22 protein-coding genes and 1 riboswitch are annotated in these 26,288 nt (G+C 61.8%); of the genes, 13 read left to right on the forward strand and 9 right to left on the reverse strand.

Going from position 1 to position 26,288, the window contains the following annotated elements; all coding sequences use genetic code 11:
* Positions 1 to 172: 172 nt before the first annotated feature.
* Complete coding sequence (gene hldE / locus ODQ19_RS08820) at positions 173 to 1,597, forward strand: bifunctional D-glycero-beta-D-manno-heptose-7-phosphate kinase/D-glycero-beta-D-manno-heptose 1-phosphate adenylyltransferase HldE (protein ID WP_161906483.1); 1,425 nt, start codon at positions 173 to 175, stop codon at positions 1,595 to 1,597.
* A 27-nt stretch (positions 1,598 to 1,624) separates the two neighbouring features.
* Here the strand turns inward: hldE and ODQ19_RS08825 are convergent, their stop codons facing one another.
* From ODQ19_RS08825 to ODQ19_RS08840, 4 genes are read right to left on the reverse strand one after another with little or no spacing between them, the layout of a single operon-like run.
* Complete coding sequence (locus ODQ19_RS08825) at positions 1,625 to 2,584, reverse strand: metal ABC transporter ATPase (RefSeq protein WP_330209824.1); 960 nt, start codon at positions 2,582 to 2,584, stop codon at positions 1,625 to 1,627.
* Between the two features lie 42 nt (positions 2,585 to 2,626).
* The gene (locus tag ODQ19_RS08830; RefSeq protein WP_060767941.1) at positions 2,627 to 3,439 is read right to left on the reverse strand and encodes an aldo/keto reductase; all 813 of its coding nucleotides are present in this window, start codon (positions 3,437 to 3,439) and stop codon (positions 2,627 to 2,629) included.
* Entirely contained in the window at positions 3,436 to 4,611 is a 1,176-nt protein-coding gene (locus tag ODQ19_RS08835; RefSeq protein ID WP_200599117.1) for an NAD(P)/FAD-dependent oxidoreductase, read from the reverse strand. Before ODQ19_RS08835 ends, ODQ19_RS08830 begins: the two co-directional genes overlap by 4 nt.
* 55 nt (positions 4,612 to 4,666) lie before the next feature.
* The gene (locus tag ODQ19_RS08840; protein WP_003188013.1) at positions 4,667 to 5,002 is read right to left on the reverse strand and encodes a DMT family transporter; all 336 of its coding nucleotides are present in this window, start codon (positions 5,000 to 5,002) and stop codon (positions 4,667 to 4,669) included.
* Between the two features lie 201 nt (positions 5,003 to 5,203).
* On the opposite strand from ODQ19_RS08840, the gene ODQ19_RS08845 reads away from it, so the two are divergent.
* The gene (locus tag ODQ19_RS08845; RefSeq protein WP_161906486.1) at positions 5,204 to 6,094 is read left to right on the forward strand and encodes a LysR family transcriptional regulator; all 891 of its coding nucleotides are present in this window, start codon (positions 5,204 to 5,206) and stop codon (positions 6,092 to 6,094) included.
* A gap of 23 nt (positions 6,095 to 6,117) precedes the next feature.
* Positions 6,118 to 7,395 carry a lipid IV(A) 3-deoxy-D-manno-octulosonic acid transferase gene (gene waaA, locus ODQ19_RS08850; protein WP_330209825.1) on the forward strand — a complete coding sequence of 426 codons (1,278 nt, stop codon included), beginning with the start codon at positions 6,118 to 6,120 and terminating at the stop codon, positions 7,393 to 7,395.
* Positions 7,396 to 7,533: 138 nt separating this feature from the next.
* Here waaA and ODQ19_RS08855 read toward each other — a convergent pair whose 3' ends face one another.
* The gene (locus tag ODQ19_RS08855) at positions 7,534 to 8,973 is read right to left on the reverse strand and encodes a TolC family outer membrane protein (protein WP_032893875.1); all 1,440 of its coding nucleotides are present in this window, start codon (positions 8,971 to 8,973) and stop codon (positions 7,534 to 7,536) included.
* 196 nt (positions 8,974 to 9,169) lie between these two features.
* Positions 9,170 to 9,275: riboswitch (TPP riboswitch) on the forward strand.
* A 148-nt stretch (positions 9,276 to 9,423) separates the two neighbouring features.
* On the opposite strand from ODQ19_RS08855, the gene thiC reads away from it, so the two are divergent.
* Positions 9,424 to 11,313, forward strand: coding sequence for a phosphomethylpyrimidine synthase ThiC (thiC, locus tag ODQ19_RS08860; protein WP_330209826.1), 1,890 nt, complete (start codon positions 9,424 to 9,426; stop codon positions 11,311 to 11,313).
* Positions 11,314 to 11,495: 182 nt separating this feature from the next.
* Here thiC and ODQ19_RS08865 read toward each other — a convergent pair whose 3' ends face one another.
* The gene (locus ODQ19_RS08865; protein WP_032893871.1) at positions 11,496 to 12,242 is read right to left on the reverse strand and encodes an RsiV family protein; all 747 of its coding nucleotides are present in this window, start codon (positions 12,240 to 12,242) and stop codon (positions 11,496 to 11,498) included.
* Between the two features lie 193 nt (positions 12,243 to 12,435).
* On the opposite strand from ODQ19_RS08865, the gene ODQ19_RS08870 reads away from it, so the two are divergent.
* The 8 genes from ODQ19_RS08870 (at position 12,436) to ODQ19_RS08905 (ending at position 21,358) form a co-directional block, all read left to right on the forward strand.
* Positions 12,436 to 13,053: an NUDIX domain-containing protein gene (locus tag ODQ19_RS08870; protein ID WP_032893869.1), complete on the forward strand. Its 618-nt coding sequence runs from the start codon at positions 12,436 to 12,438 to the stop codon at positions 13,051 to 13,053.
* Positions 13,044 to 13,493: a DUF1249 domain-containing protein gene (locus tag ODQ19_RS08875; protein WP_073524857.1), complete on the forward strand. Its 450-nt coding sequence runs from the start codon at positions 13,044 to 13,046 to the stop codon at positions 13,491 to 13,493. The genes ODQ19_RS08870 and ODQ19_RS08875 overlap by 10 nt, the downstream gene beginning before the upstream one ends.
* Before the next feature lie 97 nt (positions 13,494 to 13,590).
* The gene (cpdA, locus tag ODQ19_RS08880) at positions 13,591 to 14,403 is read left to right on the forward strand and encodes a 3',5'-cyclic-AMP phosphodiesterase (RefSeq protein ID WP_330209827.1); all 813 of its coding nucleotides are present in this window, start codon (positions 13,591 to 13,593) and stop codon (positions 14,401 to 14,403) included.
* A 178-nt stretch (positions 14,404 to 14,581) separates the two neighbouring features.
* Complete coding sequence (locus ODQ19_RS08885) at positions 14,582 to 15,190, forward strand: YqiA/YcfP family alpha/beta fold hydrolase (protein WP_116666759.1); 609 nt, start codon at positions 14,582 to 14,584, stop codon at positions 15,188 to 15,190.
* Positions 15,191 to 15,236: 46 nt separating this feature from the next.
* The gene (gene parE / locus ODQ19_RS08890) at positions 15,237 to 17,141 is read left to right on the forward strand and encodes a DNA topoisomerase IV subunit B (RefSeq protein ID WP_330209828.1); all 1,905 of its coding nucleotides are present in this window, start codon (positions 15,237 to 15,239) and stop codon (positions 17,139 to 17,141) included.
* Positions 17,141 to 18,136 (forward strand): esterase-like activity of phytase family protein, encoded by a 996-nt coding sequence (locus ODQ19_RS08895; protein ID WP_330209829.1) that lies wholly within the window; start codon positions 17,141 to 17,143, stop codon positions 18,134 to 18,136. The genes parE and ODQ19_RS08895 overlap by 1 nt, the downstream gene beginning before the upstream one ends.
* Positions 18,137 to 18,206: 70 nt before the next feature.
* Complete coding sequence (gene parC / locus ODQ19_RS08900) at positions 18,207 to 20,471, forward strand: DNA topoisomerase IV subunit A (protein WP_330209830.1); 2,265 nt, start codon at positions 18,207 to 18,209, stop codon at positions 20,469 to 20,471.
* A gap of 173 nt (positions 20,472 to 20,644) precedes the next feature.
* Positions 20,645 to 21,358: a PqiC family protein gene (locus ODQ19_RS08905; protein WP_032873461.1), complete on the forward strand. Its 714-nt coding sequence runs from the start codon at positions 20,645 to 20,647 to the stop codon at positions 21,356 to 21,358.
* 190 nt (positions 21,359 to 21,548) lie between these two features.
* On the opposite strand, the gene ODQ19_RS08910 is transcribed toward ODQ19_RS08905, so the two are convergent.
* Positions 21,549 to 23,081, reverse strand: coding sequence for a histidine kinase (locus tag ODQ19_RS08910; RefSeq protein ID WP_330209831.1), 1,533 nt, complete (start codon positions 23,079 to 23,081; stop codon positions 21,549 to 21,551).
* Between the two features lie 133 nt (positions 23,082 to 23,214).
* On the opposite strand from ODQ19_RS08910, the gene serB reads away from it, so the two are divergent.
* A complete protein-coding gene (serB, locus tag ODQ19_RS08915) occupies positions 23,215 to 24,429 on the forward strand; it encodes a phosphoserine phosphatase SerB (RefSeq protein WP_330209832.1) in 1,215 nt (404 codons plus the stop codon).
* A 141-nt stretch (positions 24,430 to 24,570) separates the two neighbouring features.
* Here the strand turns inward: serB and asd are convergent, their stop codons facing one another.
* The gene (gene asd, locus ODQ19_RS08920; RefSeq protein ID WP_330209833.1) at positions 24,571 to 25,431 is read right to left on the reverse strand and encodes an archaetidylserine decarboxylase; all 861 of its coding nucleotides are present in this window, start codon (positions 25,429 to 25,431) and stop codon (positions 24,571 to 24,573) included.
* A gap of 15 nt (positions 25,432 to 25,446) precedes the next feature.
* Entirely contained in the window at positions 25,447 to 26,262 is an 816-nt protein-coding gene (locus tag ODQ19_RS08925; RefSeq protein ID WP_014716657.1) for a rhodanese-like domain-containing protein, read from the reverse strand.
* Positions 26,263 to 26,288 lie beyond the last annotated feature (26 nt).

Below are 26,288 nucleotides of genomic sequence, written 5' to 3' on the forward strand. Positions count from 1 at the left end.
TCAACGATGACCCGCACTTCCTGAATAAATGCGGCGCCTGTGAGTTTTTCGCGAGCAAGCTCGCTCCTACAGAGAGCAAATCCCCTCCCACATTTGCCCTGCGGTGGTCGCAAGCCATCGCAAACCCTGTGCTAATATCGCGCCCCTGTTCATTTTGTATGTGGGTTGCTCCATGAAGTTGTCCATGCCGCGATTCAATCAAGCCGCTGTCTTGGTGGTCGGCGATGTCATGCTCGACCGTTACTGGCATGGTGGTACCTCACGGATTTCCCCTGAGGCTCCGGTACCGGTCGTCAAGGTCGAGCAAATCGAAGACCGCCCAGGTGGCGCTGCCAACGTCGCGCTCAATATTGCCGCCCTCGGCGCCCCGGCCTCCCTGGTGGGGGTGACCGGCGACGACGAAGCGGCCGAAAGTCTGGCCAACAGCCTGCAGGGCGCCGGCGTGCGTGCGCTGTTCCAGCGCATCGCCCATCAGCCGACCATCGTCAAGCTGCGGGTCATGAGCCGTCACCAGCAGTTGCTGCGTATCGATTTCGAAGAACCCTTCGCCACCGACGCCCTGGCCCTCGGCGACCAGGTCGAGGCACTGCTCGACGGTATCAAGGTGCTGGTGTTGTCCGACTACGGCAAAGGCGCCCTGCAGAATCACCAGGTGTTGATCCAGGCCGCCAAGGCTCGCAACATTCCGGTACTCGCCGATCCCAAGGGCAAGGACTTCTCGGTTTACCGAGGCGCCAGCCTGCTGACGCCAAACCTCAGCGAGTTCGAGACCATCGTCGGCGGCTGTGCCGATGAGCACGAGTTGGTGAGCAAGGGCGCGGCGCTAATGGCGGATCTCGACCTGGGCGCCTTGCTGGTGACCCGTGGCGAGCACGGCATGACCCTGCTGCGTCCGGGCCATCCGGCCATGCACCTGCCGGCGCGTGCCCGTGAAGTGTTTGACGTCACCGGCGCCGGTGATACCGTGATTTCTACCCTGGCAGCCTCCATTGCTGCCGGTGAAGAATTGCCCCACGCCGTGGCCCTGGCCAACCTGGCGGCGGGTATTGTGGTGGGCAAGCTGGGTACTGCCGCCATCAGCGCACCGGAGTTGCGCCGCGCCATCCAGCGCTCCGAAGGCTCGGAGCGCGGTGTGCTGGGCCTGGAGCAATTGCTGCTGGCGATTGACGATGCCCGCGCCCACAACGAAAGCATTGTGTTCACCAACGGCTGTTTTGACATCCTGCACGCCGGGCATGTGACGTACCTGGAACAGGCAAGCGCTCAAGGTGACCGCCTGATCGTTGCGGTCAACGACGACGCTTCGGTCAGCCGCTTGAAAGGCCCGGGCCGCCCGATCAACAGTGTTGACCGGCGCATGGCGGTCCTCGCGGGTCTGGGCGCGGTGGACTGGGTGATCAGCTTCTCTGAAGGCACCCCGGAAAACCTGCTGGCCCAGGTCAAGCCCGACGTGCTGGTCAAGGGCGGTGACTACACCGTCGACCAGGTGGTCGGTGCGGACATCGTCAGCGCCTACGGCGGCACGGTCAAAGTGCTGGGGTTGGTTGAAAACAGCTCCACCACCGCGATTGTCGAGAAGATCCGCAACAACGAGTGATACCCCGTGGGGCGAGCCTGCTCGCCCCTAGCTTTTCTTCGGCACCATCTTGCGCAGCATCTGCCGCGCCTTGCCGGTCAAGCGCTTGAGCTTGGAGTCTTTTTCCGGTTCTGCCAGGCCCTGCTGCCTGAGCCAATCCTTCCAGCGAATCCGCTCATCGCGCACCAGCCAGCCCTCTTGCTGGGCAAAGCTTTCCGCCAGATACAGGCCGCGCGTGCTGGCCGGGTACAGCTGGTCTTTCTTGACCGTGTACAGCTCTGCAAGCGGCTCTCCGTCTTTGAGCGGCATCAAGTACAGGTCCGGACGCTGACGATCCAGGCGTGCCACCAGTTGGTCGCCCTCCAATCGCTCATCCACATGAAACAAACTGAGGGACTTGGCCTCCTTCGGCACTTCCAGGCGCAGGTCATAAATCAATTGCAGGGAGGCGGTCGGCAGGTGCACGTAGGCCCGTGGGCGCTCGATCAGTTGCATGGTGGCGCAGCGCACCGGGCGTGCGGCCCCAGACAAAGGGCTCAGGCGAAACGGCAGGGCCTCGCGGTAATGCAAAGCGGCGGAGTAGGGTGCCGGCAGCCAGGTGTCGTTGAAGCGCCCGCCGAGCCAGCCTTCGGGGGTTTCAAGCAGGCACTCTTCGGCAATTTCCTGGATGGCGGTGTGCAGCGGCAGGTTCAGTTCATGGGCCGGGACGTAGCCGGAGATCAGCTTGAGCACCACGTCGCCACGGTCCTGGCGGCGTTGGCGTACCAACACCCAGTAGTCCTTGTTTTGCCAATGCAGGGTCAGGCGCACCGAGACGCCGAGGTTCGCCAGTTCCAGGGCGAAGCGTTCGGCATCTGGCACCTCGACCGGCTTGCGCCGTTGCAGGGTCTGGGCGAAGTTGAGCGGCATGCCGACGCTCTGGTAGCTCAGGCCTTCGGGGGTGGCTTCGACGTGCAGCGGCAGTGTCTTGAAGTTGCTGGGGTTCTTTCTTATGAGCGTACGCGGCATGTCGGCTCCTTCTTGCGACGGGGGTCGGCCGCGTGGGCGGCATCAGAGTTGACGAATGACCCGGGCAGCAGTTGCTACGTTATGGGCCAGGTGCAGCGGATTAATGGTCCCGACAATAGCACTGGCGACGCCCGTTTGCGCGAACAACAAGGTGAAACTGGCCTGAATTGGATCCATTCCCGGTTCCAGGCATACATGGCCGCTGGCCAGGGCCTTTTTCACCAGGATGCCCTTGCCGTGGGCGGCCGCATAGTCGATCACGGCCTTCTCAGCCTGTTCGTTGAGGTTGTAGGTGACCATCGCGCAGTCGCCCTGTTCCAGCGCTTTCACGCCGCCCTCGACGGTTTTGCCGGAGAAGCCGAAACCGCGAATCTTGCCGTCTTTCTTCAACTGCTCCAGGGTCTGGTAAACCTCGCAATCGTTGAGGATATGCAAGTCGTTGCCGTCCGAGTGCACCAGCACCAGGTCGATAAAATCAGTTTCAAGTCGTTTCAGGCTGCGTTCGATCGACATTCGCGTATGGGCCGCGCTGAAATCGTGATGGGACACGCCATTGGCAAACTCTTCGCCAACCTTGCTGACGATGACCCAGTCCTTGCGCTGGTCACGCAGCAGCGGCCCCAGGCGCTCTTCGCTCATGCCATAGGCCGGCGCGGTGTCGATCAGGTTGATGCCCAGCTCGCGGGCCTGGCGCAACAGCATGCGGGCCTCGTCGTCGCCAGGGATCTGAAAGCCGTTGGGGTATTTCACCCCTTGGTCGCGGCCCAACTTGACGGTGCCCAGGCCCAGGGGCGACACCAGCAGGCCGGTGCTGCCCAGGGGGCGATGCAGGTCGTGCAGGGTTGGCAGGCTCATGGCAACAGTTGCTCCCAGACGGGTTGGCCGATTGCCGGTGCTGGCAGCTCGGGCAGCGGGGTATTGGCGCCTGGGCGGATGCCGTCGCGCTCCAGAGCGTGGAGTACGCGGTCGGCGAAGTCCGGCGCCAGGGCCAGTTTGGTGGGCCAGCCGACCAGCAGGCGGCCGTCTTCGGCAAGGAACGCGTTATCGGGACGGCTCAGCCCCGATTGCAGCGGCTCGGCGCGATCCACCCGCAGGGTGGCCCACTGGGTCTGGCTCATGTCGATCCAGGGCAGCAGTTGCGCCAGCTCTTTCTGTGCGGTGGCGATCTGTTCTTGCGGCGTACGTGCCACGCCGTCAGCCTCGGCGATATCGCCGCCCATGTACCACACCCAGTTGCCATCCGCGGCCGGGTGGGTGGTCACGGTGAGGCGCGGCTTGGTGCCGCCGCCCAGGCAGTGGGCGTACAGCGGCTTGAGGCCGGGGCCTTTGGCGATGATCATGTGCAGCGGGCGTTTTTGCATGGCCGGCTGGCTATGGCCCAGGGCGGCGAGCAAGTCTGCCGTGCCGCCACCAGCGCTCAGGACTATGCGCTGGGCGCGGATCTCACGGCCATCGACCTTCAAGCCCACCAGGGTGTCACCCTCTAGCAACGGTTCGATGTGCACACCTGCGAGCAGACTGTCACCGGCCAGTTGCGCCAGGCGATTGATCAGGCTGGGCACGTCCACCACCAGCTCGGCCAGGCGGTAGACCTTGCCTTTGAAGCGACGGTCCTGCAGCGCCAGGGGCAGTTCGTCGCCCTTGACCTGATCGACGCGGCCACGCACGGCCTTGCTGGCGAAAAAGCTGGTGAGGTTGCCGGCAATCGTGCCGGGCGACCACAAGTAATGCGCCTGGGACAGCACGCGCACACCGGACAGGTCCAGCTCGCCGTTGCCGGCCAGGGCTTCACGCCAGCGGCGCGGCATATCGGCAATGGCTTCGGAGGCGCCGGTGAGGGCGCCATGCAGGGCGTATTTCGCACCGCCGTGAATGATCCCCTGGGACTTCAGGCTTTGCCCGCCGCCCAGGGTGGCGCTTTCCACCAGTACCGTGGAAAACCCCTGGCCGCGCAGGCGCGCATTGAGCCAGAGGCCGGCAACCCCGGCGCCGACAATCAGAACGTCGGTGGAAATAACGGATGGCATCGGCGACCTCAGTGTTCAAGACAAGAGGCGCAGTATACAGGCTGTTGAGTGGCGGTCAGTGCCCGGCGGTTTTCGAGAACAGCTGAATCACCACCACGCCCAGCACAATCAGGCCCATCCCCAGCATCGCCGGCACATCCAGCTTCTGCCCGTAGATGAACAGCGCCGCGATGCTGACCATGACGATGCCCATCCCTGCCCATACCGCGTACGCCACGCCGACCGGCACGGTGCGCACCACCAGAGTCAGCATCCAGAACGCCACGCCGTAACCGACGATCACCAGCAACAACGGAATAGGGGTGCTCCAGCCTTTGATGGCTTTCATGGAAACGGTGGCGATCACTTCCGAGCAGATGGCGATGGCCAAGTAGTAGTAGGCGGCATTCATGGGCAAGTCCTCGGTGTGGTTTCAAGAACTGTAGGAGCGAGCTTGCTCGCGAAAATCGTCAACGATAACCCGCGCTTTCTGAATAAACGCGGCGCCTGTGAGTTTTTCGCGAGCAAGCTCGCTCCTACAGTGGTCGGCATTCTAGTCGTCTGCCAGATGGGGTAAAGTCATTACCTATCTGGAATTGAGATGGGTTGAGCCATGAGCGTGCAATGGGATCTGGAGCAGATGCGCCTGTTTGTCAGCGTCGCCGAGCAGCGCTCGTTTTCCGCTGTGGCGCGCGGGCAGCGCAAGGCGCAATCGGCGGTCAGCAATGGCATTGCCCTGCTGGAGGCGGACTTGGGCGTTGTGCTGTTCGAACGTAGCAGCGGCCGGCAACCGCGCCTGACTGAGGCCGGCAGTGTGTTGCTGGAGGAAGCGCGTGAGGTGCTGCGCCAGTGTGAGCGTCTCACGGGCCGGGCCTTATCGTTAACCCGCGGCGAGGAAGCCTGCCTGCGACTGGCCCAGGATGAGGCGATGTTGTTCCAGCCTGTGCTCGACAGCCTGGAGGCGCTGGCCGTGCACTACCCGCTGCTGGAGGTGCAGTTGTCCAGCGCGGCCCAGGGCGATGTGGCGCGCAAGCTGGTGGAGCGCAAGGCGGACCTGGGGCTGTTGTTCTATCACGACCAGATTCCCGAAGCCCTGGAGCGACGGGTGGTGGGCAGTGTGGAAATGGTCACGGTGTGCGGAGTCAATCACCCGTTGGCCAAGGAGCAGTACGTGACGTGCCAACACCTGGCCCAGTTTCGGCAGTTGCTGATGTCGACCCAGACCAGCGTCTACCCCGGCAGCGAGGCGGCCAGCCCCCTGGTGTGGCGCGCCGACAGCTTCTACGTATTGGCCGAATGGCTGATGAGTGGCCTGGGCTGGGCCTGGCTGCCGCGGCATATCGTGCAATACCCGACCTATCAGCAACAGATGGTCGAATTGACCAGCGAATGGACCCCGCCCGCCCTGGTGGTGGAACTGGTGTGGCGCCGCGACGAGCACCTTGGGCCCGCCGCGCGCTTCTTGGCCAAACGTTTTGCCGAGTGCTTGCAGGCGATCGACTGAAAAAGCCGATAAACTCCGCCGCCATGAATAGAACTCTCTACAGCTGTCTGTTTTACCTGGCGCTGCCGTTGGTGGCTTTACGCTTGTGGTTGCGTGCGCGCAAAGCGCCGGCCTATGCCAAGCGGGTGGGCGAGCGGTTTTCCTATGGCTTGCCGGTGATGCGGCCCGGCGGAATCTGGGTGCACGCGGTGTCGGTCGGCGAAAGCATTGCCGCCGCCCCGATGGTTCGCGGCTTGTTGGAGCGTTATCCACAGCTGCCGATTACCGTCACCTGCATGACGCCCACCGGTTCCGAGCGGATCCAGGCGTTGTTCGCCAACGAACCGCGCATCCAGCACTGCTACTTGCCGTACGACTTGCCGTGCGCCGCCAAGCGTTTTTTGAACCGCGTGCAGCCCACGCTGGCCGTGATCATGGAAACCGAGCTGTGGCCCAACCATATCCATGCCTGCGCCCAGCGCGGTATCCCGGTGGCGCTGGCCAATGCACGGTTGTCGGCGCGTTCGGCCAAGGGGTACGCGCGATTTGCCAAGCTGACGGCGCCGATGCTGGCAGAAATGAGCTTGTTCGCCGTACAGACCGAGACCGAGGCCGAACGCTTGCGCAGCCTGGGTGCACGTCCTGAAACCGTGGAAGTGACCGGCTCGATCAAGTTCGACCTGAGCATCGACCCCCAGTTGACGGCCCGCGCCGCTGCCCTGCGTGAGCAATGGGGCGCCAGCGAGCGTCCTGTCTGGATCGCCGCCAGTACCCACGAAGGTGAAGACGACGTGGTGCTGGCAGCTCATCGCCAGTTGCTGGCGAACTATCCCAATGCACTGCTGATTCTGGTGCCCCGTCATCAGGAGCGCTTTGGCCCGACGTTTGAGCGCTGTGTGCAGCAAGGGTTTGCCACCGTGCGTCGCTCCAGTGGTGAGCCGGTCACCGAGCAAACCTCGGTGCTGCTTGGCGACACCATGGGCGAATTGCTGTTTCTTTACGCCCTGGCCGACAGTGCGTTCGTCGGCGGCAGCCTGGTGCCGACCGGAGGGCACAACCCGCTGGAACCTGCGGCGTTGGGCAAACCGGTGATCATGGGCCCGCATGTCTTCAACTTCCTCGACATCACCGCGATGATGCGCGACGCCGGGGCGTTGCGAGAGGTGGACGATGCCGATGGGCTGGCCGAGGCGGTGCGACAGTTGTTCGAATTGCCCCAGGACGCACGCAAGATGGCGCAGGCGGGGCTCAAGGTGATGCAGGCCAATCAGGGCGCGCTCAAGCGTTTACTGGACGGTTTGGACAAACTGATCAAACACTGACAACACCCACCCAATGTAGGAGCGAGCTTGCTCGCGAAAAACGTCAACGATAACGCGTGTTTGCTGAATGAACGCGGCGCCTGTAAGTTTTTCGCGAGCAAGCTCGCTCCTACAAAAAAGCCTTAACAGACTGACATTTTAATAGCCGGGGCGGGCCTTGAGCTGTTCGGCAGCGGCTTTGGCCAGGTCCGGCGGCAGGAAGTCTTTGTCCGGGTTGTAGTCGGCCTTGAGATAGCGCGCCAGGTCTTGCAGATCCCCGGGGTTGAGCGTGCCCGCCGCCTGCTTCAAGCGCAGGTTGTCGAGGATGTAATCGTAGCGGCTGTTGTTGTAGTTGCGCACCGACGCGTACAGCTGGCGCTGTGAATCCAGTACGTCGACGATGTTGCGCGTGCCCACCTGATAGCCGATTTCCGTGGCTTCCACCGCGCTCTGGTTGGAGATGATCGACTGGCGACGCGCTTGCACCTGCTCCACATCGGTGTTGACTGCGCGGTGCAGATTGCGGGTGTTTTCCACCACCTGGCGGCGCAGGCCTTCGCGCTGTTGCTCGGTCTGGTCGAGGCGCGAATAGGATTCGCGCACTTGCGAGCTGGTAAGGCCGCCGCTGTAGATCGGGATGTTCAACCGCAGGCCGACGGTGCGTTGCGACACATCGCCGCCGTACGGGATGGGCAACTGATTCGGGTTGCTGAAGCCCAGGGCGTCGTTGTCGCCTTTTTCGTATTGCGCAACCGCATCGAGCGTCGGCAAGTGGCCGGCCTTGCGCTGCCTGAGGGTTTCTTCGGCGGCGGTTACCGCGTAATTGCTGGCGAGCAGGTTGAGGTTCTGGCGCCCGGCAGTTTCGACCCAGGCCTTGGCGTCGTTCGGCGCCGGCGGCAGCACCGGCAGCGTGTGGACGATGCCCTGGATCGAATTGTATTGGCGGTTGGTCAGGGTGATCAGCGCTTCGAAAGCGTCGTCCACCTGACGCTGGGCCAGGATGCGGTTGGCCCGGGCAGTGTCGTAGCTGGCCTGGGATTGCAGCACATCGGTCTTGTCCGACAGGCCCACATCGAAGCGTTCGTTGGACTGGTCGAGCTGGCGCTTGAAGGCATTTTCTTCGGCTTTGGTCGACGCCAGGTTGTCCTGGGCGCGCAGCACGGCGAAGTAGCTTTCGGCACTTTGCAAAATCAGGTTCTGCTCGGAGGCCGACAGTTGCAGTGAGGCTTGCTCGTTGACCGCTTGGGCGGCTTGCAGCTGGAACCAGCGGTCGGCGCGAAACAGCGGCTGGCTCAGGGTGGCGCGCCAGGAGTGGGCGTCACGGTTGGCCGTGGCGGCCGGTTGGTCGATCTGGGTGCGCACGTTGTTGCTGTCGGCCCCGGCCGACAGATTCGGCAGCAAGCCTGCGCGAGCCTGGGGCACCACTTCTTTTTGCGCGCCGTATTGGGCACGGGCAGCGGCCAGGTCGGCGTTGTTGTTCGCCGCTTCCTGATAGACGCTGACCAGGTCGGTATTGGCGGACAAGGGCGCTTCAGCTGCCCAGACCAGTCCGTTGGTCGCACAAGACACGGCAACAGCCAGTGAGAGTTTGCGCAGCATGAGGCGATCCCTAGTATGAATATTACGGTGATAATTCAGCGCCCAAGGCTAAGGCTGGCCATGCCTGGCGTCAAGCCTTGAGGCCGTGCCCGAGTGTAGTGGCCGTACCTTCACACAACAATCCCACGATCACGCCATTCATCACGCTGAATGCACCGCTATTGGCAATTTGCCCACGCCATGGTCTAGACTGGCCGCGTTCTTGTCGGGGTGCCTTGTTGGAAGGCTGAGATCGGTAAATACCGGATCCCGTTGAACCTGATCAGGTTAGCGCCTGCGTAGGGAACAAGATTTCTCGTCACCCGGCGAGTCCTCTTGTGCTTCGTCCGGGATGTTGTTCGACAATCGAACAGCCCTCGTGCGCCAAGCACAGCACTGCTCCAGTGCGTCCGTCCGTCACAGGTTCGCTCCGACAAAAATCCACCGCCTGGATAAGTTGGAGAGCCTGTGATGAGTACAAAACTAAAAAATACCGTGCACCTGAGTGAATCGGCCAAGGTCGACTCCGGCTCCGTGCAGCCGTTTACCCGCTCGCAAAAAATCTACGTGCAGGGCTCCCGCCCGGATATTCGCGTGCCGATGCGCGAGATCAGCCTGGACGTCACGCCCACCGATTTCGGCGGTGAAATCAACGCGCCGGTTACCGTCTACGATACCTCCGGCCCCTACACCGACCCGAATGTGATTATCGACGTGCGCAAAGGCCTGGCCGACGTGCGCTCGCCGTGGATCGAAGTACGCGACGACACCGAGCGCCTGCCCGGTCTCACCTCGAACTTCGGCCAGCAGCGCTTGAGCGATGCCGAGCTGACCGCCCTGCGTTTTGCCCATGTAAAGAACCCGCGCCGCGCCAAGGCCGGTGCCAACGTCACGCAGATGCATTACGCGCGCAAAGGCATCATCACGGCCGAGATGGAATATGTCGCCATCCGCGAAAACATGAAGCTTGAAGAAGCCCGTGCCAGTGGCTTGCTGGATCAGCAGCACGCCGGCCACAGCTTCGGCGCCAGCGTGCCGAAAATCATCACGCCTGAATTCGTACGCGAAGAAATCGCCCGGGGCCGCGCGATCATCCCGGCCAACATCAACCACACCGAGCTGGAACCGATGATCATCGGCCGTAACTTCCTGGTGAAGATCAACGGCAACATTGGCAACAGCGCCCTGGGTTCATCCATCGAAGAGGAAGTGGCGAAACTCACCTGGGGTATCCGCTGGGGCTCGGACACCGTGATGGACCTGTCCACCGGCAAGCACATCCACGAAACCCGCGAGTGGATCATCCGCAACTCGCCAGTGCCAATCGGTACTGTGCCGATCTACCAGGCCCTGGAAAAAGTCGGTGGCGCAGCCGAAGACCTGACCTGGGAGCTGTTCCGCGACACCTTGATCGAACAGGCCGAGCAGGGCGTCGACTACTTCACCATTCACGCTGGGGTATTGCTGCGTTATGTGCCGCTGACTGCCAAGCGCGTGACTGGCATCGTCTCCCGTGGCGGTTCGATCATGGCCAAGTGGTGCCTGGCCCACCACAAAGAGAACTTCACCTACACGCATTTCGACGAAATCTGCGAAATCATGAAGGCCTATGACGTCAGCTTCTCCCTTGGCGATGGCTTGCGCCCGGGTTCGATTGCCGATGCCAACGACGCCGCGCAGTTCGGCGAACTGGAAACCCTGGGCGAACTGACCAAAACCGCCTGGAAGCACGACGTGCAAACCATGATCGAAGGCCCCGGCCATGTGCCGATGCAGCTGATCAAGGAAAACATGGATAAGCAACTGGAATGCTGCGACGAGGCGCCGTTCTACACCCTAGGCCCGCTGACCACCGACATTGCGCCCGGCTATGATCACATCACTTCGGGTATCGGCGCGGCAATGATCGGCTGGTTCGGTTGTGCCATGCTCTGCTACGTCACACCCAAGGAGCACCTGGGCTTGCCGAACAAGGACGACGTGAAGACCGGGATCATTACCTACAAGATCGCAGCCCACGCTGCCGACCTCGCCAAAGGCCACCCCGGCGCGCAGATTCGCGATAACGCCCTGAGCAAGGCGCGCTTCGAATTCCGCTGGGAAGACCAGTTCAACCTCGGCCTGGACCCGGATACCGCACGTTCGTACCACGATGAAACCTTGCCGAAGGATTCGGCCAAGGTCGCGCATTTCTGCTCGATGTGCGGGCCTAAGTTCTGCTCGATGAAAATCACCCAGGAAGTGCGTGAGTACGCGGCCAACCAGCGTATCGATGCGGTGGATGTGGACGTGGCCAAGGGCTTGGCCGAGCAGGCTGAGCGGTTCAAGCAGGAGGGCAGCCAGCTCTACAAGAAGGTCTGATCCTTAGGCGGCGGTGTCTGCACCGCCGTCATCGCGGGCAAGCCCGGCTCCCACAGTTGGCCGAGTGGTACACAGATTTTGTGTTCACAAACGGTCCCCTGTGGGAGTCGGGCTTGCCCGCGATAACGATCCGACAAACACCCAATCTCCCTCTGCAATAACACCCTTGAACCGTCAACCGATCAACGGCGTGCCGGCACCAGTTCAGGCTTGATCACGCCGGTGAGGCGCGTATAGGGGAGGGTGATTTCGATCAGCCCCTGTGCGTAAGGGGCGATGGTGCTGACGTTGTACTTGAGCACCACACCGCCGCTGGTCAAGGCCACGTTCGGGGTTTTCTGGAACGGCCAGCTCTTCACGAACTCCGGATCGCGATCCATCTTGGTGCTGATCAACCAGCTGTTGTGGGCAACTTTCGCGGTATTCCAGAAGGCCTGCTCCTGGCCGGGCAGCAGCATGTCGGCCAGGGTCAGTTCCTTATGCAGAATCCGTGAATAGTTGATAAACCCGCGGCCTGGCTCGCCGTGTGCGACGCCGGTGTCCAGGTAGCTGGACACTTCAACGATCACCAGTCCGTCATGCTGGTCACGTACCTTGGCTTGCAAGTACATGCCGTGGCGGTCAGGCGACTCACGCAGGAAGGTGTTCCGGTAGGCGTTCAGGCTCGCCGGTACGCTGGCGCCAGGCGTGGTGCGGGTCATTTGCAGCAAGCGCTGTTCCACCAGGCTGTCGAGTTGTGGCTCGGCGGGGAAATGCACGGTGTCGATGTTCACCAGCGGGCAGGCCGGACTGTCACAGCCGGGCTTGATCTGCTCCGACTTGTCGGTGGTAACGTCCAGCGGTTTGAGATAGGCGGGTTGGAACAGGCTCTGGCAAGCACCCAGGGTCAAGGCAATACAGGCCACGGAGGCGATTTTTAAAAGCGACATGTGTGTCCTTCGTAAATCGATGGAAAGCGAAAAGAGTAGCGCTTGGACTGCCAACGTGGCCGCCAGTTCGCCACTAAACTGATTGCAGTGAGTTTGACGCTCGCCGCCTCTCTCGGCAACCGCAAAGGGGCTGCATCAACGGGCGTCGGCGCGTTAGGATGGCGCCCATTGCACGAGCTTAACGAGGGACACCATGACGGACATCGCGAAGTCGACGCCGAACAAAATCGAGATTGTTCAGCGTGACAATGCCTATAAAGGCTTCTACAAGCTCGATCGCGTGCAACTGCGCCACGAGAAATTCGACGGTGGCATGAGCCGGGTGATCAACCGCGAAGTGTTCGTGCGTCACGACGCCGTGTGCGTGCTGCCCTACGACCCGCTGCGCGATGAGGTGGTGCTGATCGAACAGTTCCGCGTCGGCGCCATGGGCCGCGCCGATAACCCCTGGCTGGTGGAGATGGTCGCCGGCCTGATTGACAAGGATGAGCAACCCGAGGAGGTTGCACACCGCGAGGCCGAGGAGGAAGCTGGGCTGACGTTCTCCGCGTTGTGGCCGATCACCAAGTATTTCCCGTCGCCGGGCGGCAGTACCGAATTTGTCCACCTGTACCTGGGCCGTTGCGACAGCTCGGGCGCGGGTGGCGTCCATGGATTGGAAGAAGAGGCAGAAGATATCCGCGTCACCGCCTGGGCATTCGAAGATGCATTGCAGGCGGTGCGCGACGGCAAAATTTCCAACGCAGCCAGCATTATCGCCCTGCAATGGCTTGCGCTTAATCGCGCGGAAGTGAGGGGGTTATGGCAGTAAAGGCACGGGAACGTTATCGAGTTGACCTGATCGGGCTGCAAGCGGCCTGCGAGGCCAATTATGCGCGGCTGATGCGCCTGCTCCCGGACATGCGTCACACCCCCCAGGCGCGGCGAATCGCCGTGACCCATGGCGACCAGATGCTTGGCGTGCTGACCCTGGAAGTCATTCTCACCTGCCCATACACCACCACACTGCGGGTACGCCAGGAACACAGCCTGCCGTGGTTGCCGGTGCCGCAACTGGAAGTACAGGTGTACCACGACGCCCGTATGGCCGAAGTGATCAGCGCCGAGCATGCGCGACGCTTTCGCAGCATCTATCCTTACCCGAATGTGTTCATGCACCAGCCCGATGAGAAAGCACAGCTCAATGTGTTCCTCGGTGAATGGCTCAGCCACTGCCTCGCCTTGGGCCATGAATTTGAAGTGGTGCGGTAGAGGTGAACTGTGCCTGCTTCCTTAGGTTTCCTCTTTGTGTCCTGCCCCAGCATAATCGCGCAAAATGTCCATGCCTGTAGTTGCCAGGGAGAGCGCCTTGCCGAGCGTATCCGCCGTGAATCCTGATGCCGTGTTGCTGGTGCAGTTGTCCGACAGCCATCTGTTTGCCGACGCTGACGCCACGCTGCTGGGCATGAACACCCGTGAAAGCCTGCAGCGGGTGGTCGAGCTGGTGCGCGCGCAACAGCCGGCCATCGACCTGATACTGGCGACCGGCGACTTGTCTCAGGACGGCACGCTGGCGTCCTATCAGCAGTTTCGCGATTTGACCGCTCCCCTTGGCGCCCCGGCGCGCTGGATTCCCGGCAACCACGACGAACCGCAGGTCATGGCCCAGGCTGCCATGCACAGTGATTTGCTCGAACCGGTGGTGGATATCGGCAACTGGCGTATCACCCTGCTGGATTCGGCGGTACCCGGGTCGGTGCCGGGGTACTTGCAAGACGAGCAACTGCAACGGCTGGCGCGGGCCTTGAGCGAAGCGCCGGACCGCCATCACCTGGTGTGTTTCCACCATCATCCGGTGCCCATCGGCTGTGCGTGGATGGAGCCGATCGGCCTGCGCAACCCCGAGGCGCTGTTTGCCGTGCTTGAGCGCTTCCCGCAGACCAAGGCATTGCTCTGGGGGCATGTGCATCAGCAGATCGACGGCGAGCGCAACGGTGTGCGACTGCTGGCTTCGCCGTCCACCTGTATCCAGTTCGCGCCGGGAAGTGAGGATTTCCAGGTCAGCGAGCAGGCGCCGGGGTATCGCTGGTTGCGCTTGCATGGCGACGGACGGTTGGAGACGGGGGTAGAGCGGGTCAAAGGCTTCGCTTTTACGGTTGATTACGGCAGCAACGGCTATTAAGGCCTGCAAACACTGATCAAAAGGTGGGAGCTGGCTTGCCTGCGATGACGGTGTACCTGGCGCTGACTCGTTGACTGAATCGCCGCCATCGCAGGCAAGCCAGCTCCCACATTGGGTCCGCTTCTGCCTGCATTCCCTGTAAACTGCGCCTCTTTGGCCCCTGCACGGAGAGCCCGGCATGTCCGCTTCGATCCTGTATATCCACGGCTTCAACAGTGCGCCGGCTTCCAACAAGGCCAGCCAGTTGACCACCGTGATGGGCACCCTTGGCCTGTCCGACCAGTTACGCGTACCGGCGCTGCATCACCACCCTCGTCAGGCAATTCCTCAATTAGAGCAAGCGATTGCGCAACTGGGCCGGCCACTGCTGGTCGGCAGCTCACTCGGCGGCTACTATGCAACCCATCTTGCCGAACGCCATGGCCTCAAGGCGCTGCTGGTCAACCCGGCGGTCAGCCCCCATCGGATGTTCGACGGTTATCTGGGCACCCAGAAGAACCTCTACACCGATGAGACCTGGGAATTGACACAGGACCACGTCACGGCCCTGGCCGAGCTGGAAGTACCGGCGCCCCAGGATGCCGCGCGTTATCAGGTGTGGTTGCAGACCGGGGACGAAACCCTGGATTATCGCCTGGCCCAACAGTACTACCGGGCCTGCGCCTTGCGCATCCAGGCCGGTGGCGACCATGGTTACCAGGGGTTCGCCCAGCAATTGCCGGCCCTGTTGTGCTTTGCCGGTATTGGCGCAGATCAGTTTCAATCCTTCGATTTTTCGTCACTGTAGAAAATCGCAGGTCACTTTTTAATCGAACGACTCACGACGAGACCCCATGGCCACTCCCAGCGCTAGCTCTTATAACGCCGACGCCATCGAAGTCCTCTCGGGCCTCGACCCGGTGCGCAAACGCCCCGGCATGTATACCGACACCAGTCGGCCGAACCACCTTGCCCAGGAAGTCATCGACAACAGCGTCGACGAAGCCTTGGCCGGGCACGCCAAGTCGGTGCAGGTCATCCTTCACGCCGACCATTCCCTGGAAGTGTCCGACGATGGTCGTGGCATGCCGGTGGATATTCACCCCGAAGAGGGTGTGCCGGGCGTCGAGCTGATCCTTACCAAGCTGCACGCCGGCGGCAAGTTCTCCAACAAGAACTACCAGTTTTCCGGCGGTTTGCACGGCGTGGGCATTTCCGTGGTCAACGCGCTGTCGACCCTGGTGCGGGTCAAGGTCAAGCGCGATGGCAACGAGTACCAGATGACTTTCGCCGATGGCTACAAAGCCACCGACCTGGAAGTGATCGGCACCGTTGGCAAGCGCAACACCGGCACCAGCGTGTACTTTGCGCCGGACCCCAAGTATTTCGATTCGCCCAAATTCTCCATCAGCCGCCTCAAGCACGTGCTCAAGGCCAAGGCTGTGTTGTGCCCGGGGCTGCTGGTCAGCTTTGAAGACAAAGGCACCGGCGAGAAGGTCGAGTGGCACTACGAAGACGGCCTGCGCTCTTACCTGGAAGACTCGGTCAGCGACTTCGAACGCCTGCCCCACGAGCCGTTCTGCGGCAGCCTGTCGGGTAATAAAGAAGCTGTGGACTGGGCGCTGCTGTGGTTGCCCGAAGGTGGCGACAGCGTGCAGGAAAGCTACGTCAACCTGATCCCCACGGCCCAGGGCGGCACCCACGTCAACGGTTTGCGCCAAGGCTTGCTGGATGCCATGCGTGAATTCTGCGAATACCGCAGCCTGTTGCCGCGCGGCGTCAAACTGGCGCCGGAAGACGTGTGGGAGCGCATCGCGTTCGTGCTGTCGATGAAGATGCAGGAGCCGCAGTTCTCCGGCCAGACCAAGGAGCGCCTGTCGTCCCGCGAGGCGGCGGCGTTTGTCTCTGGCGTGGTCAAGGACGCCTTCAGCCTGTGGCTCAACGAGCACCCCGAGCTGGGCCTGGCCCTGGCGGAGCTGGCGATCAACAACGCCGGCCGGCGCTTGAAGGCCAGCAAGAAGGTCGAGCGCAAGCGCATCACCCAGGGCCCGGCACTGCCGGGCAAACTGGCCGATTGCGCCGGGCAAGACCCGATGCGTTCCGAGCTGTTCCTGGTGGAGGGTGACTCCGCCGGCGGTTCCGCCAAACAGGCGCGGGACAAGGAGTTCCAGGCGATTCTGCCGTTGCGCGGCAAGATCCTCAACACTTGGGAAGTCGATGGCAGCGAAGTGCTGGCCAGCCAGGAAGTGCACAACATCGCCGTGGCTATTGGCGTTGACCCGGGCGCGGCGGACATGAGCCAGTTGCGCTACGGCAAGATCTGCATCCTCGCCGACGCCGACTCCGATGGCCTGCACATTGCTACCTTGCTGTGCGCATTGTTCGTCCAGCATTTCCGCCCGTTAGTGGATGCCGGTCACGTCTACGTCGCGATGCCGCCGCTGTACCGCATCGACCTGGGCAAGGAAATTTTCTACGCCCTGGACGAAGCCGAGCGCGATGGCATCCTCGACCGCCTGGTGGCCGAGAAGAAACGCGGCAAGCCACAGGTCACGCGATTCAAGGGTCTGGGTGAAATGAACCCGCCGCAACTGCGCGAAACTACCATGGACCCGAACACCCGGCGCCTGGTGCAGTTGACCCTGGAAGACTTCGCCGCCACCTCGGAAATGATGGACATGCTGCTGGCGAAGAAGCGCGCTGGCGACCGCAAGACCTGGCTGGAGTCCAAAGGCAACCTGGCCGAGGTTCTGGGCTGATGCGCACAGGTTTCGCCCTGGCGATCCTGATATTGAGCGGGCTGGCGGTCACCCAGGTGGCTGCTGCGCCCATGGCAGAACTCAAGCTGGTCTCGGAACACCCGGTTGACGGCATGCGCGGTGGGAACCTGTCGGGCCTGGCGTTGTGTGGCAACGAGCTATGGACAGTTTCGGACCGCGATGATGACCAAATCTACCGCCTGGATACCCGTGCGCCGACCTGGAGCACGCAAGCGCTGAAGATCGATGTGCCGCCCGTGCCCGAGTCCGGCCTGCCTTGGGGCTTGCGTTCGCGCACCAAGGCCGCTTCGTTCATACGCGGCGGTGATTTGGACTTTGAAGGCATCAGCTGTGATGCCGCAGGCAACCGCTACATTGTCAGCGAAGCCCATGCCGCGGTGTTGCAGGTGCCCGCGACGGGCGCGCCCGAGTGGTTGAAAATCGCGCCGGGCATGGTGCGTGAAGCCAGGGCCAGTGGCATGTTGCTGCACTTTAATGCCTTGTTCGAGGGCCTGGCGGTAAACCCTGAAGGCAATCAGATCTGGCTGGCTGCCGAGCGCGAACGCCGTGGCCTGGTCTCGATCAAGCGTGGGCAGAGCGTGTGGGATTGTGATGGTCGTTGTGTATTGTTGAGCGAGGCCGGCCAGGAAGTGCAGCCGGCGCAGTTCCCCAACGCCAAGGCCGTGTCCAAGGACTTTGCTGACTTGTCGCTGTTCAACGGCAAGCTCTTTACCCTGGAGCGCAATGCGTTCCAGATCTGCCGGCGCGACCCGCTCACGGCCAAGGTTGAGCTGTGCTGGTCGTTTGCCGATGAAACCCTGACGCCGCAGCGACGTTACCCACAGTCGTATGGCCTGGCTGAAGCCCTGTTGGTGGATGCCGACGGTGCCTGGGTCGGGATCGACAACAATTTCGGCCCGCGTGCCGATGGTGAAAAACGTCCGATGGTCTATCGTTTTGCCGCTCCGGATGGCGGCTGGAGTGCCCAGCCATGAATCGAGCTTTTTTTGAATTGAATCAGCGCAGCGGCAGTTCCGCTGCGCCTTACCCCATGATGAGGCCCGCATGAGTGACATCCTCGCAGACAGCTTAGATGGCGTAGAACGCCGGTCGCTGGCTGAATTCACCGAAAATGCCTACCTCAACTACTCCATGTACGTGATCATGGACCGTGCCTTGCCGCATATCGGCGACGGCCTGAAGCCCGTGCAACGGCGCATCATCTACGCCATGAGTGAGTTGGGCCTGGACGCCGATTCCAAGCACAAGAAATCGGCGCGTACCGTCGGTGACGTGCTGGGTAAATTCCACCCTCACGGCGATTCGGCGTGCTATGAAGCCATGGTGCTGATGGCCCAGCCGTTCAGCTACCGCTATACCCTGGTGGACGGCCAAGGTAACTGGGGTGCACCGGATGACCCCAAATCCTTCGCCGCCATGCGTTACACCGAGGCGCGGCTGTCGCGTTACTCCGAAGTGCTGCTCAGCGAGCTGGGCCAGGGCACTGCCGACTGGGGGCCGAACTTTGACGGCACCCTCGACGAGCCTCTGGTGTTGCCAGCGCGTTTGCCGAATATCCTGCTCAACGGCACCACTGGTATTGCGGTCGGCATGGCCACTGACGTGCCGCCGCACAACCTGCGCGAAGTCGCCACCGCCTGCGTGCGCTTGCTGGATGAGCCCAAGGCTACGGTCGAGCAGCTCTGCGAGCATATCCAGGGCCCGGATTACCCGACCGAAGCAGAAATCATCACGCCGCGTGCCGACCTGCTGAAGATGTATGAGACCGGCAAGGGCTCGGTGCGTATGCGCGCTGTGTACCACATCGAGGACGGCGACATTATTGTGACCGCGCTGCCGCACCAGGTATCGGGTGCCAAGGTGCTGGAGCAGATCGCCGCGTTGATGCAGGCCAAACCGTCGAAATTGCCGCAAGTGGCCGACCTGCGTGACGAGTCCGACCATGAGAACCCATGCCGCATCGTGATCATCCCGACCAACAGCCGGGTGGATCACGAAGTGCTGATGCAGCACTTGTTCGCCAGCACCGAGCTGGAGTCCAGCTACCGGGTCAACGTCAACATCATCGGCCTGGACGGCAAGCCGCAGTTGAAGAACCTGCGCAACCTGCTGGTGGAGTGGTTGGAGTTTCGCGTACAGACCGTGCGTCGCCGCCTGCAATTTCGCCTCGACAAGGTCGAGCGCCGCCTGCACCTGTTGGACGGTTTGCTGATTGCCTACCTCAACCTGGATGAAGTGATTCATATCATCCGTACCGCCGAGCACCCGAAGGCCGAGCTGATCGCGCGTTTCGAGCTGAGCGAAATTCAGGCGGACTACATCCTCGACACCCGCTTGCGCCAGTTGGCACGCCTGGAAGAAATGAAGCTGCGCGACGAGCAGGATGCGCTGCTCAAGGAACAAGCCAAGCTGCAAGCCCTGCTGGGCAGCGAAGCCAAGCTCAAGAAGCTGGTGCGCAGCGAACTGATCAAAGACGCCGAAACCTATGGCGATGACCGTCGCTCGCCTATCGTCGAGCGCGCTGAAGCCAAGGCTCTGACCGAAACCGAGCTGTTGCCCAACGAGAAAATTACCGTCGTTCTGTCGGAAAAGGGTTGGGTTCGCTCCGCCAAAGGGCATGATATTGACGCCACCGGCCTTTCGTACAAAGCCGGTGATGGCTTCAAGACCGCTGCCGCCGGGCGTTCCAATCAGTTCGCGGTGTTTATCGACTCGACCGGGCGCAGTTATTCGGTGCCAGCCCACACCCTGCCGTCTGCACGGGGGCAGGGCGAGCCGTTGACCGGGCGCCTCACGCCGCCACCGGGGGCGAATTTCGAGTGCGTGCTGTTGCCGGACGATGATTCGCTGTATGTCATCGCCTCCGACGCCGGTTACGGTTTCGTGGTCAAGGGCGAAGACCTGCAGGCCAAGAACAAGGCGGGCAAGGCGCTGTTGAGCCTGCCGAACAACGCCAAGGTGATTTTGCCAAGGCCGGTGGAAGATCGTGAAAGCAACTGGCTGGCGTCGGTGACCACCGAAGGGCGCTTGCTGGTGTTCAAGATCAGCGACTTGCCGCAGCTGGGCAAGGGTAAAGGCAACAAGATTATCGGGATTCCCGGTGACCGAGTGGCCAGTCGCGAGGAGTATGTGACTGACATCGCCGTGGTCCCGGAAGGCTCTACCCTGGTGCTCCAGGCCGGCAAGCGCACGTTGTCATTGCGCCCTGACGACCTTGAACACTACAAGGGCGAGCGCGGCCGGCGAGGTAACAAACTGCCACGAGGCTTCCAGCGAGTGGATGCCTTGCTGGTCGAAACGCCGGTTTAAGCGGTACTAGAGGCCTCGATCTACGATTTAACGCGTAGATCGATGCTTTCGCGCTGGAGTCATGGCGCATATTCACGGATGATATGGCCTTTCCAGCGCCGGCGTGGCCGAGCGTGTTCAGGTTATTTTTAGTATTACATTGTGGTTCGCCTTGTGGCAGCCACTTGGATGGGATGATGACTGCTCCACGCCTTCCTCTATTTTTGATGCTCGCTGGCCTTTTGGGGTTGGCGGGTTGCAGCACACATCAACCGGTGTCGCTGTACCAGCTGGACAGCGGAAGTCCGGCTCAGCCAGCCCAAACCGCTGGCATGGCAGTATTGCTGGGGCCGGTAGTCGTTGCCGATTACCTGCAACGCGAAACCCTGCTTCAACGTCAGAACGACGGCAGCCTGCAAGGTTCCACAGATGGTCGTTGGGCCGGTAGCCTGTCGTCGGATATCAACCAGTTGATGTTGCGTCAGGTCGCTGGCCAGTTAGACAGCCAGCGTGTGGTCCTGGCACCGGGACCCTCCGGGTTCACCCCGGATGTACAGGTGTTGCTGACCATTACGCGGCTGGATTCCGGCAAGTCGCAACCGGCGATCCTGGATGCACAGTGGCGCCTGATCGACCGTCGCGGGCAGGTGCGGGACAACCGCATTGTGCATCTGCAGGAAGAACACGCCGGCACCACTGCGTCCCAGGTCCAGGCCCAGGGCGTGCTGTTGCAGCACTTGGCGCAGCAGTTGTCGGTGGCGCTCAAGCCATTGGCCAATCAGCCGCCGATTGCCGAAGCGCAGCCGCGTAAACAGGCGCCTGCCCAGGCCAAGCCTGCGGCCCCGGAAAAACCGAAGATGCCGATGGCCACGCCGATCCGCACGGACTTGGAAGTGTTCAGGTTCTGATCTGAATGGCGCACAAACAAAAGGCCCGCTGAATAAGCGGGCCTTTTTGTTTGTGCAGGATTTGGGTCATGTTGAAGATCAACTGTGGGAGCGGGCTTGCTCGCGAAGGCGGTGTGTCAGGGGTAAACCAGCTGACTGACACCGCCTTCGCGAGCAAGCCCGCTCCCACACAAGCCCAGCTCCACAGTAGTCAGGGCTTACGGGTCTCATGCATCCGCGCCAACTGGCGCTCCAGCATCGACGGATACGGCTCCATCAACCGCTCCACACAGCTGGCCCCTTCAGGGCTGGCAATCGGGCGGATGCGCGCGCGTTGACGGATCAGCGTGTCTTCACTGATCTTGCGCTCTACCAGCAGCAGGTTGCGGCTGTGCTGGGACAAGGCCAGGGCATCCTGGGCGATTTCGGTCAGCAGAAGGTCGATCTGGCTCATGCCAAACAGGTCGTCACCCACGGTTAGACCCAGCTGCAGTTGCAGCGTGATGCCGCTGTCGGCCACTTCTATCTGCAGGGCGTGGCCCAGGGCGCGCAACAGCTCGCCGCAGCAGATGGCATTGGTCAGGTAGTCTTCGCCGCTGTCTTCGCTATGGAATAGCATCAGTGTGCTGCCATCGTTCAGGGTGTGCAGTTCGCTCTGGTAGAGCGAAGCGGCCTGGTCGAGGCAGTCGCGGTAGCGTTCGAGCAGTTCGGTCAGGCGGGCACGGGGCAGGCGGCGCAGTTGCTCCTGGGAGCCCAACTGCACGGCGAGTACGGCACTGTGCTGCGGCTCGGCGTTCTTGACCACAACCGGTTTAGGTGCGGCGACCGGGGCGGCTGCCGAGGTGTCGCGCAGGTCGGCGAACGGGTCTTCGTCGTCCAGTTCGTCTTCCTCGGCCTTGACTACATGGCGCGGCGCAGGCTTAAGGCCGGCCACCGGGGCGCTGTCGTCGAAGCCTGGGTCGCGCAGGTTGCGCACTTCAAACTCAGGCTCGTCGGTGTAGTCCTCGGCGTCGTCGTACTCAGGCTCGGGCTCGACTTCAGGCGCTTTTGGCTCCGGGGCAAAGCTGGCGTGGAGCTGGCGCGCGAGGTCGCCGATTTCATCCTGGCGATCAGTAGCCGGAGTGTGTTCGTCGATATCCCGCAGCCAGATGCGCAGTTGCATCAAGGGCGTGGAGATATGCCGGCCTAGGCGCAGGCTCAAGGCCAGAGCCAAAGCCAGCAGGATCGCGCTCAGAATGCCCATGCTTTGCAGGCTGATGGTCATCGGCTGCTGGAACTGTTGCATATCAAGGCTGATCCGCAATTGGCCGGCCTTCACGTCCTGGAACGTAATATTGCTCTGATACAGGCCTTCGGCCTCACCGAGCAGACCGTTTTTCGGGCGCTGCCCGGCCTCGGCCATGATCCGGTTGTCCACGCTATAGATAGCGGCGTGGGCCACCAGCGGGTTCTTGGTCAGGTTGTTGAGCAGCACGTTAAGGCTGAGGATGTCGTTGGACACCAGCAACTCAGTCGCCGAAGTGGCAGTCTGGGTTGTCAGGCTCGCGCCCAGGGCGTCAGCTTGCTCGTGCATGGCCTGCTTGAACTGCAAACCCATCACGCAGGCATAGATCACCAGGGCCAGAGCGACCAGGATCACGTTATGGCTGGCGATACGCAATGCAATCGGTACACGGCGATGGCGCAGTGCCCGGAAGATCAGCAGGAAGAAGTTATCGGTTTTTACTGGCGTGGGCCGGTTCACTTGCGCTCGGCTCTTGGTCCGTGAAGTTGACGCGCAGTATAGCGACAGGCCCATGACCGGCAAAGCACTGGCTGTGCCCGATGGTCACTGAAAGTGGGTAGAATGCGGTTTTTTTCCAGCCTGGGGGTGCGCTTTGCGCGAAATTGTCCTGATCAACATCACGGGTGAAGACCGACCGGGTCTCACCGCAGCCATTACCGGCGTCCTGGCCCAGGGTGGTGTGAACATTCTCGACATCGGCCAGGCGGTGATCCACGACACTTTGTCGTTTGGCATCCTGGTGGAGATCCCCAGCACCGAACAGGCCTCCTCGGTACTCAAGGACATCCTGTTTGCGGCGTATAAGCTCGATCAACAGGTGCGTTTCACCCCGGTGTCCGAAGCGGATTACCAGCATTGGGTGGAAGGTCAGGGCAAAAAACGCCACATCGTGACCCTGTTGACTCGCAAGGTAACGGCCGAGCAGTTGCAGCGCGTCAGTTCCATCACCGCGCAATACGGGCTGAACATTGACCATATTGACCGTCTGTCGGGTCGCATGCCATTGGACACCCCGGCCGACAAGGGCAAGGGTTGTATCGAGTTCTCCGTGCGCGGCGAACCGGCTGACGCGCAAGCGCTGCGCGCCGACTTCCTGAGCGTGGCTCAGGAACTGAATGTCGATATCGCCTTCCAGGAAGACTCCCTGTTCCGTCGCAACCGCCGCCTGGCGGTGTTCGACATGGACTCCACCTTGATCGAAGCCGAAGTCATCGACGAGCTGGCCAAGGCGGCCGGTGTGGGCGAGCAAGTGTCGGAAATTACCGAGCGCGCGATGGCCGGCGAGCTGGATTTTCGTGCCAGCTTCAAGGAGCGTCTGGCGCTGCTCAAGGGCCTGGACGTGGGCGTGCTGGACTCGATCGGCGCGTCGCTGCGCCTGACTGAAGGTGCCGAAACCCTGTTCGCCGAACTCAAGCGACTGGGCTACAAGACCGCCATCCTGTCCGGCGGCTTCACTTACTTCGCCAAGCAGTTGCAGGCCAAGCTGGGCATTGACTATGTATTCGCCAACGAGCTGGAAGTGGTGGATGGCAAAGTGACTGGCGTGGCGGTGGAGCCGATTGTCGACGCGCAACGCAAGGCCGACCTGCTCAAGGAATTGGCCCACAAGGAAGGCTTGCGCCTGGAGCAGACCATTGCGGTCGGCGACGGCGCCAATGACCTGCCGATGCTGGCGATTGCCGGGTTGGGCGTGGCCTTCCGTGCCAAGCCGTTGGTCAAGCAATCGGCCAAGCAGGCGATTTCGACGTTGGGGCTCGATGGTGTGTTGTATCTGTTGGGCTTGCGTGACCGCGACGGTCAGCTATAAGCCGATCTCACTGTAGAAATACAGGCAAAAATGTGGGAGCCGGGCTTGCCCGCGATAGCGGCAGTTCAGTCAATGATGTGTTGACTGACACTCCGCCATCGCGGGCAAGCCCGTCTCCCACATTGGATGTCACCAGCAATATCAGGCTTTAGGCAAGGCGATACCCTGGCCCATCTGCACCGGCGTACCCGCTGCCAGTTCTTCAGCCCACTTCACCTGATCCGGCCCAAACAGCACGATGGCGGTCGAGCCCAACTTGAAGCGACCCAGTTCAGCACCTTTTTCCAGATGAATCGGCGCGCGCGCAGCTTCGTCGTAACGGAAGGTTTTCAGCTCACGTTTCGGCGGCGTTACCAAGCCGGCCCACACGGTTTCAATCGACGCCACGATCATCGCACCCACCAACACCACGGCCATCGGGCCACGTTCGGTGTCGAACAAGCAGACAGCACGCTCGTTACGGGCGAACAGCTCCGGCACGTTTTCGGCGGTGGTCTGGTTGACCGAGAAAATCCGCCCTGGCACATACACCATCTCGCGCAGGGTACCGGCCAGTGGCATGTGCACTCGGTGATAGTCTTTGGGCGACAGGTAAATAGTCGCGAACTCGCCACCCATGAACGGCGCAGCCATCGCTGCATCGCCACCGAGCAGTTCCAGCACGCTGAAGCTGTGGCCCTTGGCCTGGAAGATACGGCCATGTTCGATCGGGCCTAGCTGGCTGACCGCGCCATCGGCGGGGCTCAGCACTGCGCCTGGGGTTGCATCCAACGGGCGGGCGCCGTCTTTCAACGCGCGGGTGAAGAAGGCGTTGAAGTGCTCGTAGGCGGTCAGGTCTTCCACCAGGGCCTGGGACATATCCACCTGGTAGCGCTTGGCGAACCAGGCGGTAAAGGCGTTCTTGAACCAGCGCACGCGGCATTCGGCGATACAGCCGGCCAGGCGCGACAGCAAGTGGTGCGGCAGCAAGTACTGGCTGAGGATAAACAACTGCTTTTTCATAACTGTCCTTAAACCTTAAATCTCAACGGGGGTGTCGGGGTGGTTGCCCCATTCGCCCCAGGAACCGGCATAACCTTTGACTCGCGGATAACCGAGCGCCTTGGCCACCAGGTAGGTGAAGCCAGAGCGGTGGTGAGTCTGGCAGTGGGTGATGATTTCTTTGTCTTTGGTCAGCCCGAGGTCTTCGAGGATCTGCGGCATGTCACGGCGAATACGCAGGTTGCGAGCCTTGTCCATGCCGGCGGTCCATTCGAAGTTCACCGCACCGGGAATGTGGCCGCCCTTGGCTGCGAGCACTTTCTCGCCGGAATACTCCAGCGGGCCACGAGCGTCCCAGATACCCAGGTCGGCCGCGCCGAGACGGCTTTGCAGGTACTCACGGGTGGCGGTAGGGCCGTCGTGCAGCGTGAGGCTGACCGGGCCGCCGGCTGCCGGGGGCACATCGGTGGAAAGCGGGTGCCCTTCCTCCAGCCATGCCAGCAGGCCGCCGTCGAGGTAGTGATATTTCTGGTGGCCGATCACGTCGAGCATCCAGATAAAACGCCCGGCCCAACCGCCGCCTTCGTCGTCATAGACCACATAGGTGGCGTCCGGGGTGTGGCCCAGTTCGCCGAACAGTTTTTCCAGGTCGGCCTTGCTCGGTAGCAAGCCGGGTGCGGGTGGCTGGCCCAGTTGGGTGCGCTTGGGGTCAACGAAATGCGCGCCGGGGATATGCCCTTCGGCGTAGCGGGCGACACTGGTGAGGTCTACCAGTATCAAGTGCTTGGAATCGAGGCGACCCAACAGGTCGGCGGATTCGATCACCAGCGGCAAGCCAGAGAAGTCAGGCATGTGAGGTCTCCTGGGCACAAATGTTG

Origin of the sequence: Pseudomonas sp. AM4(2022) (assembly GCF_036346515.1) — a bacterium.
Lineage (GTDB): Bacteria > Pseudomonadota > Gammaproteobacteria > Pseudomonadales > Pseudomonadaceae > Aquipseudomonas > Aquipseudomonas paracarnis.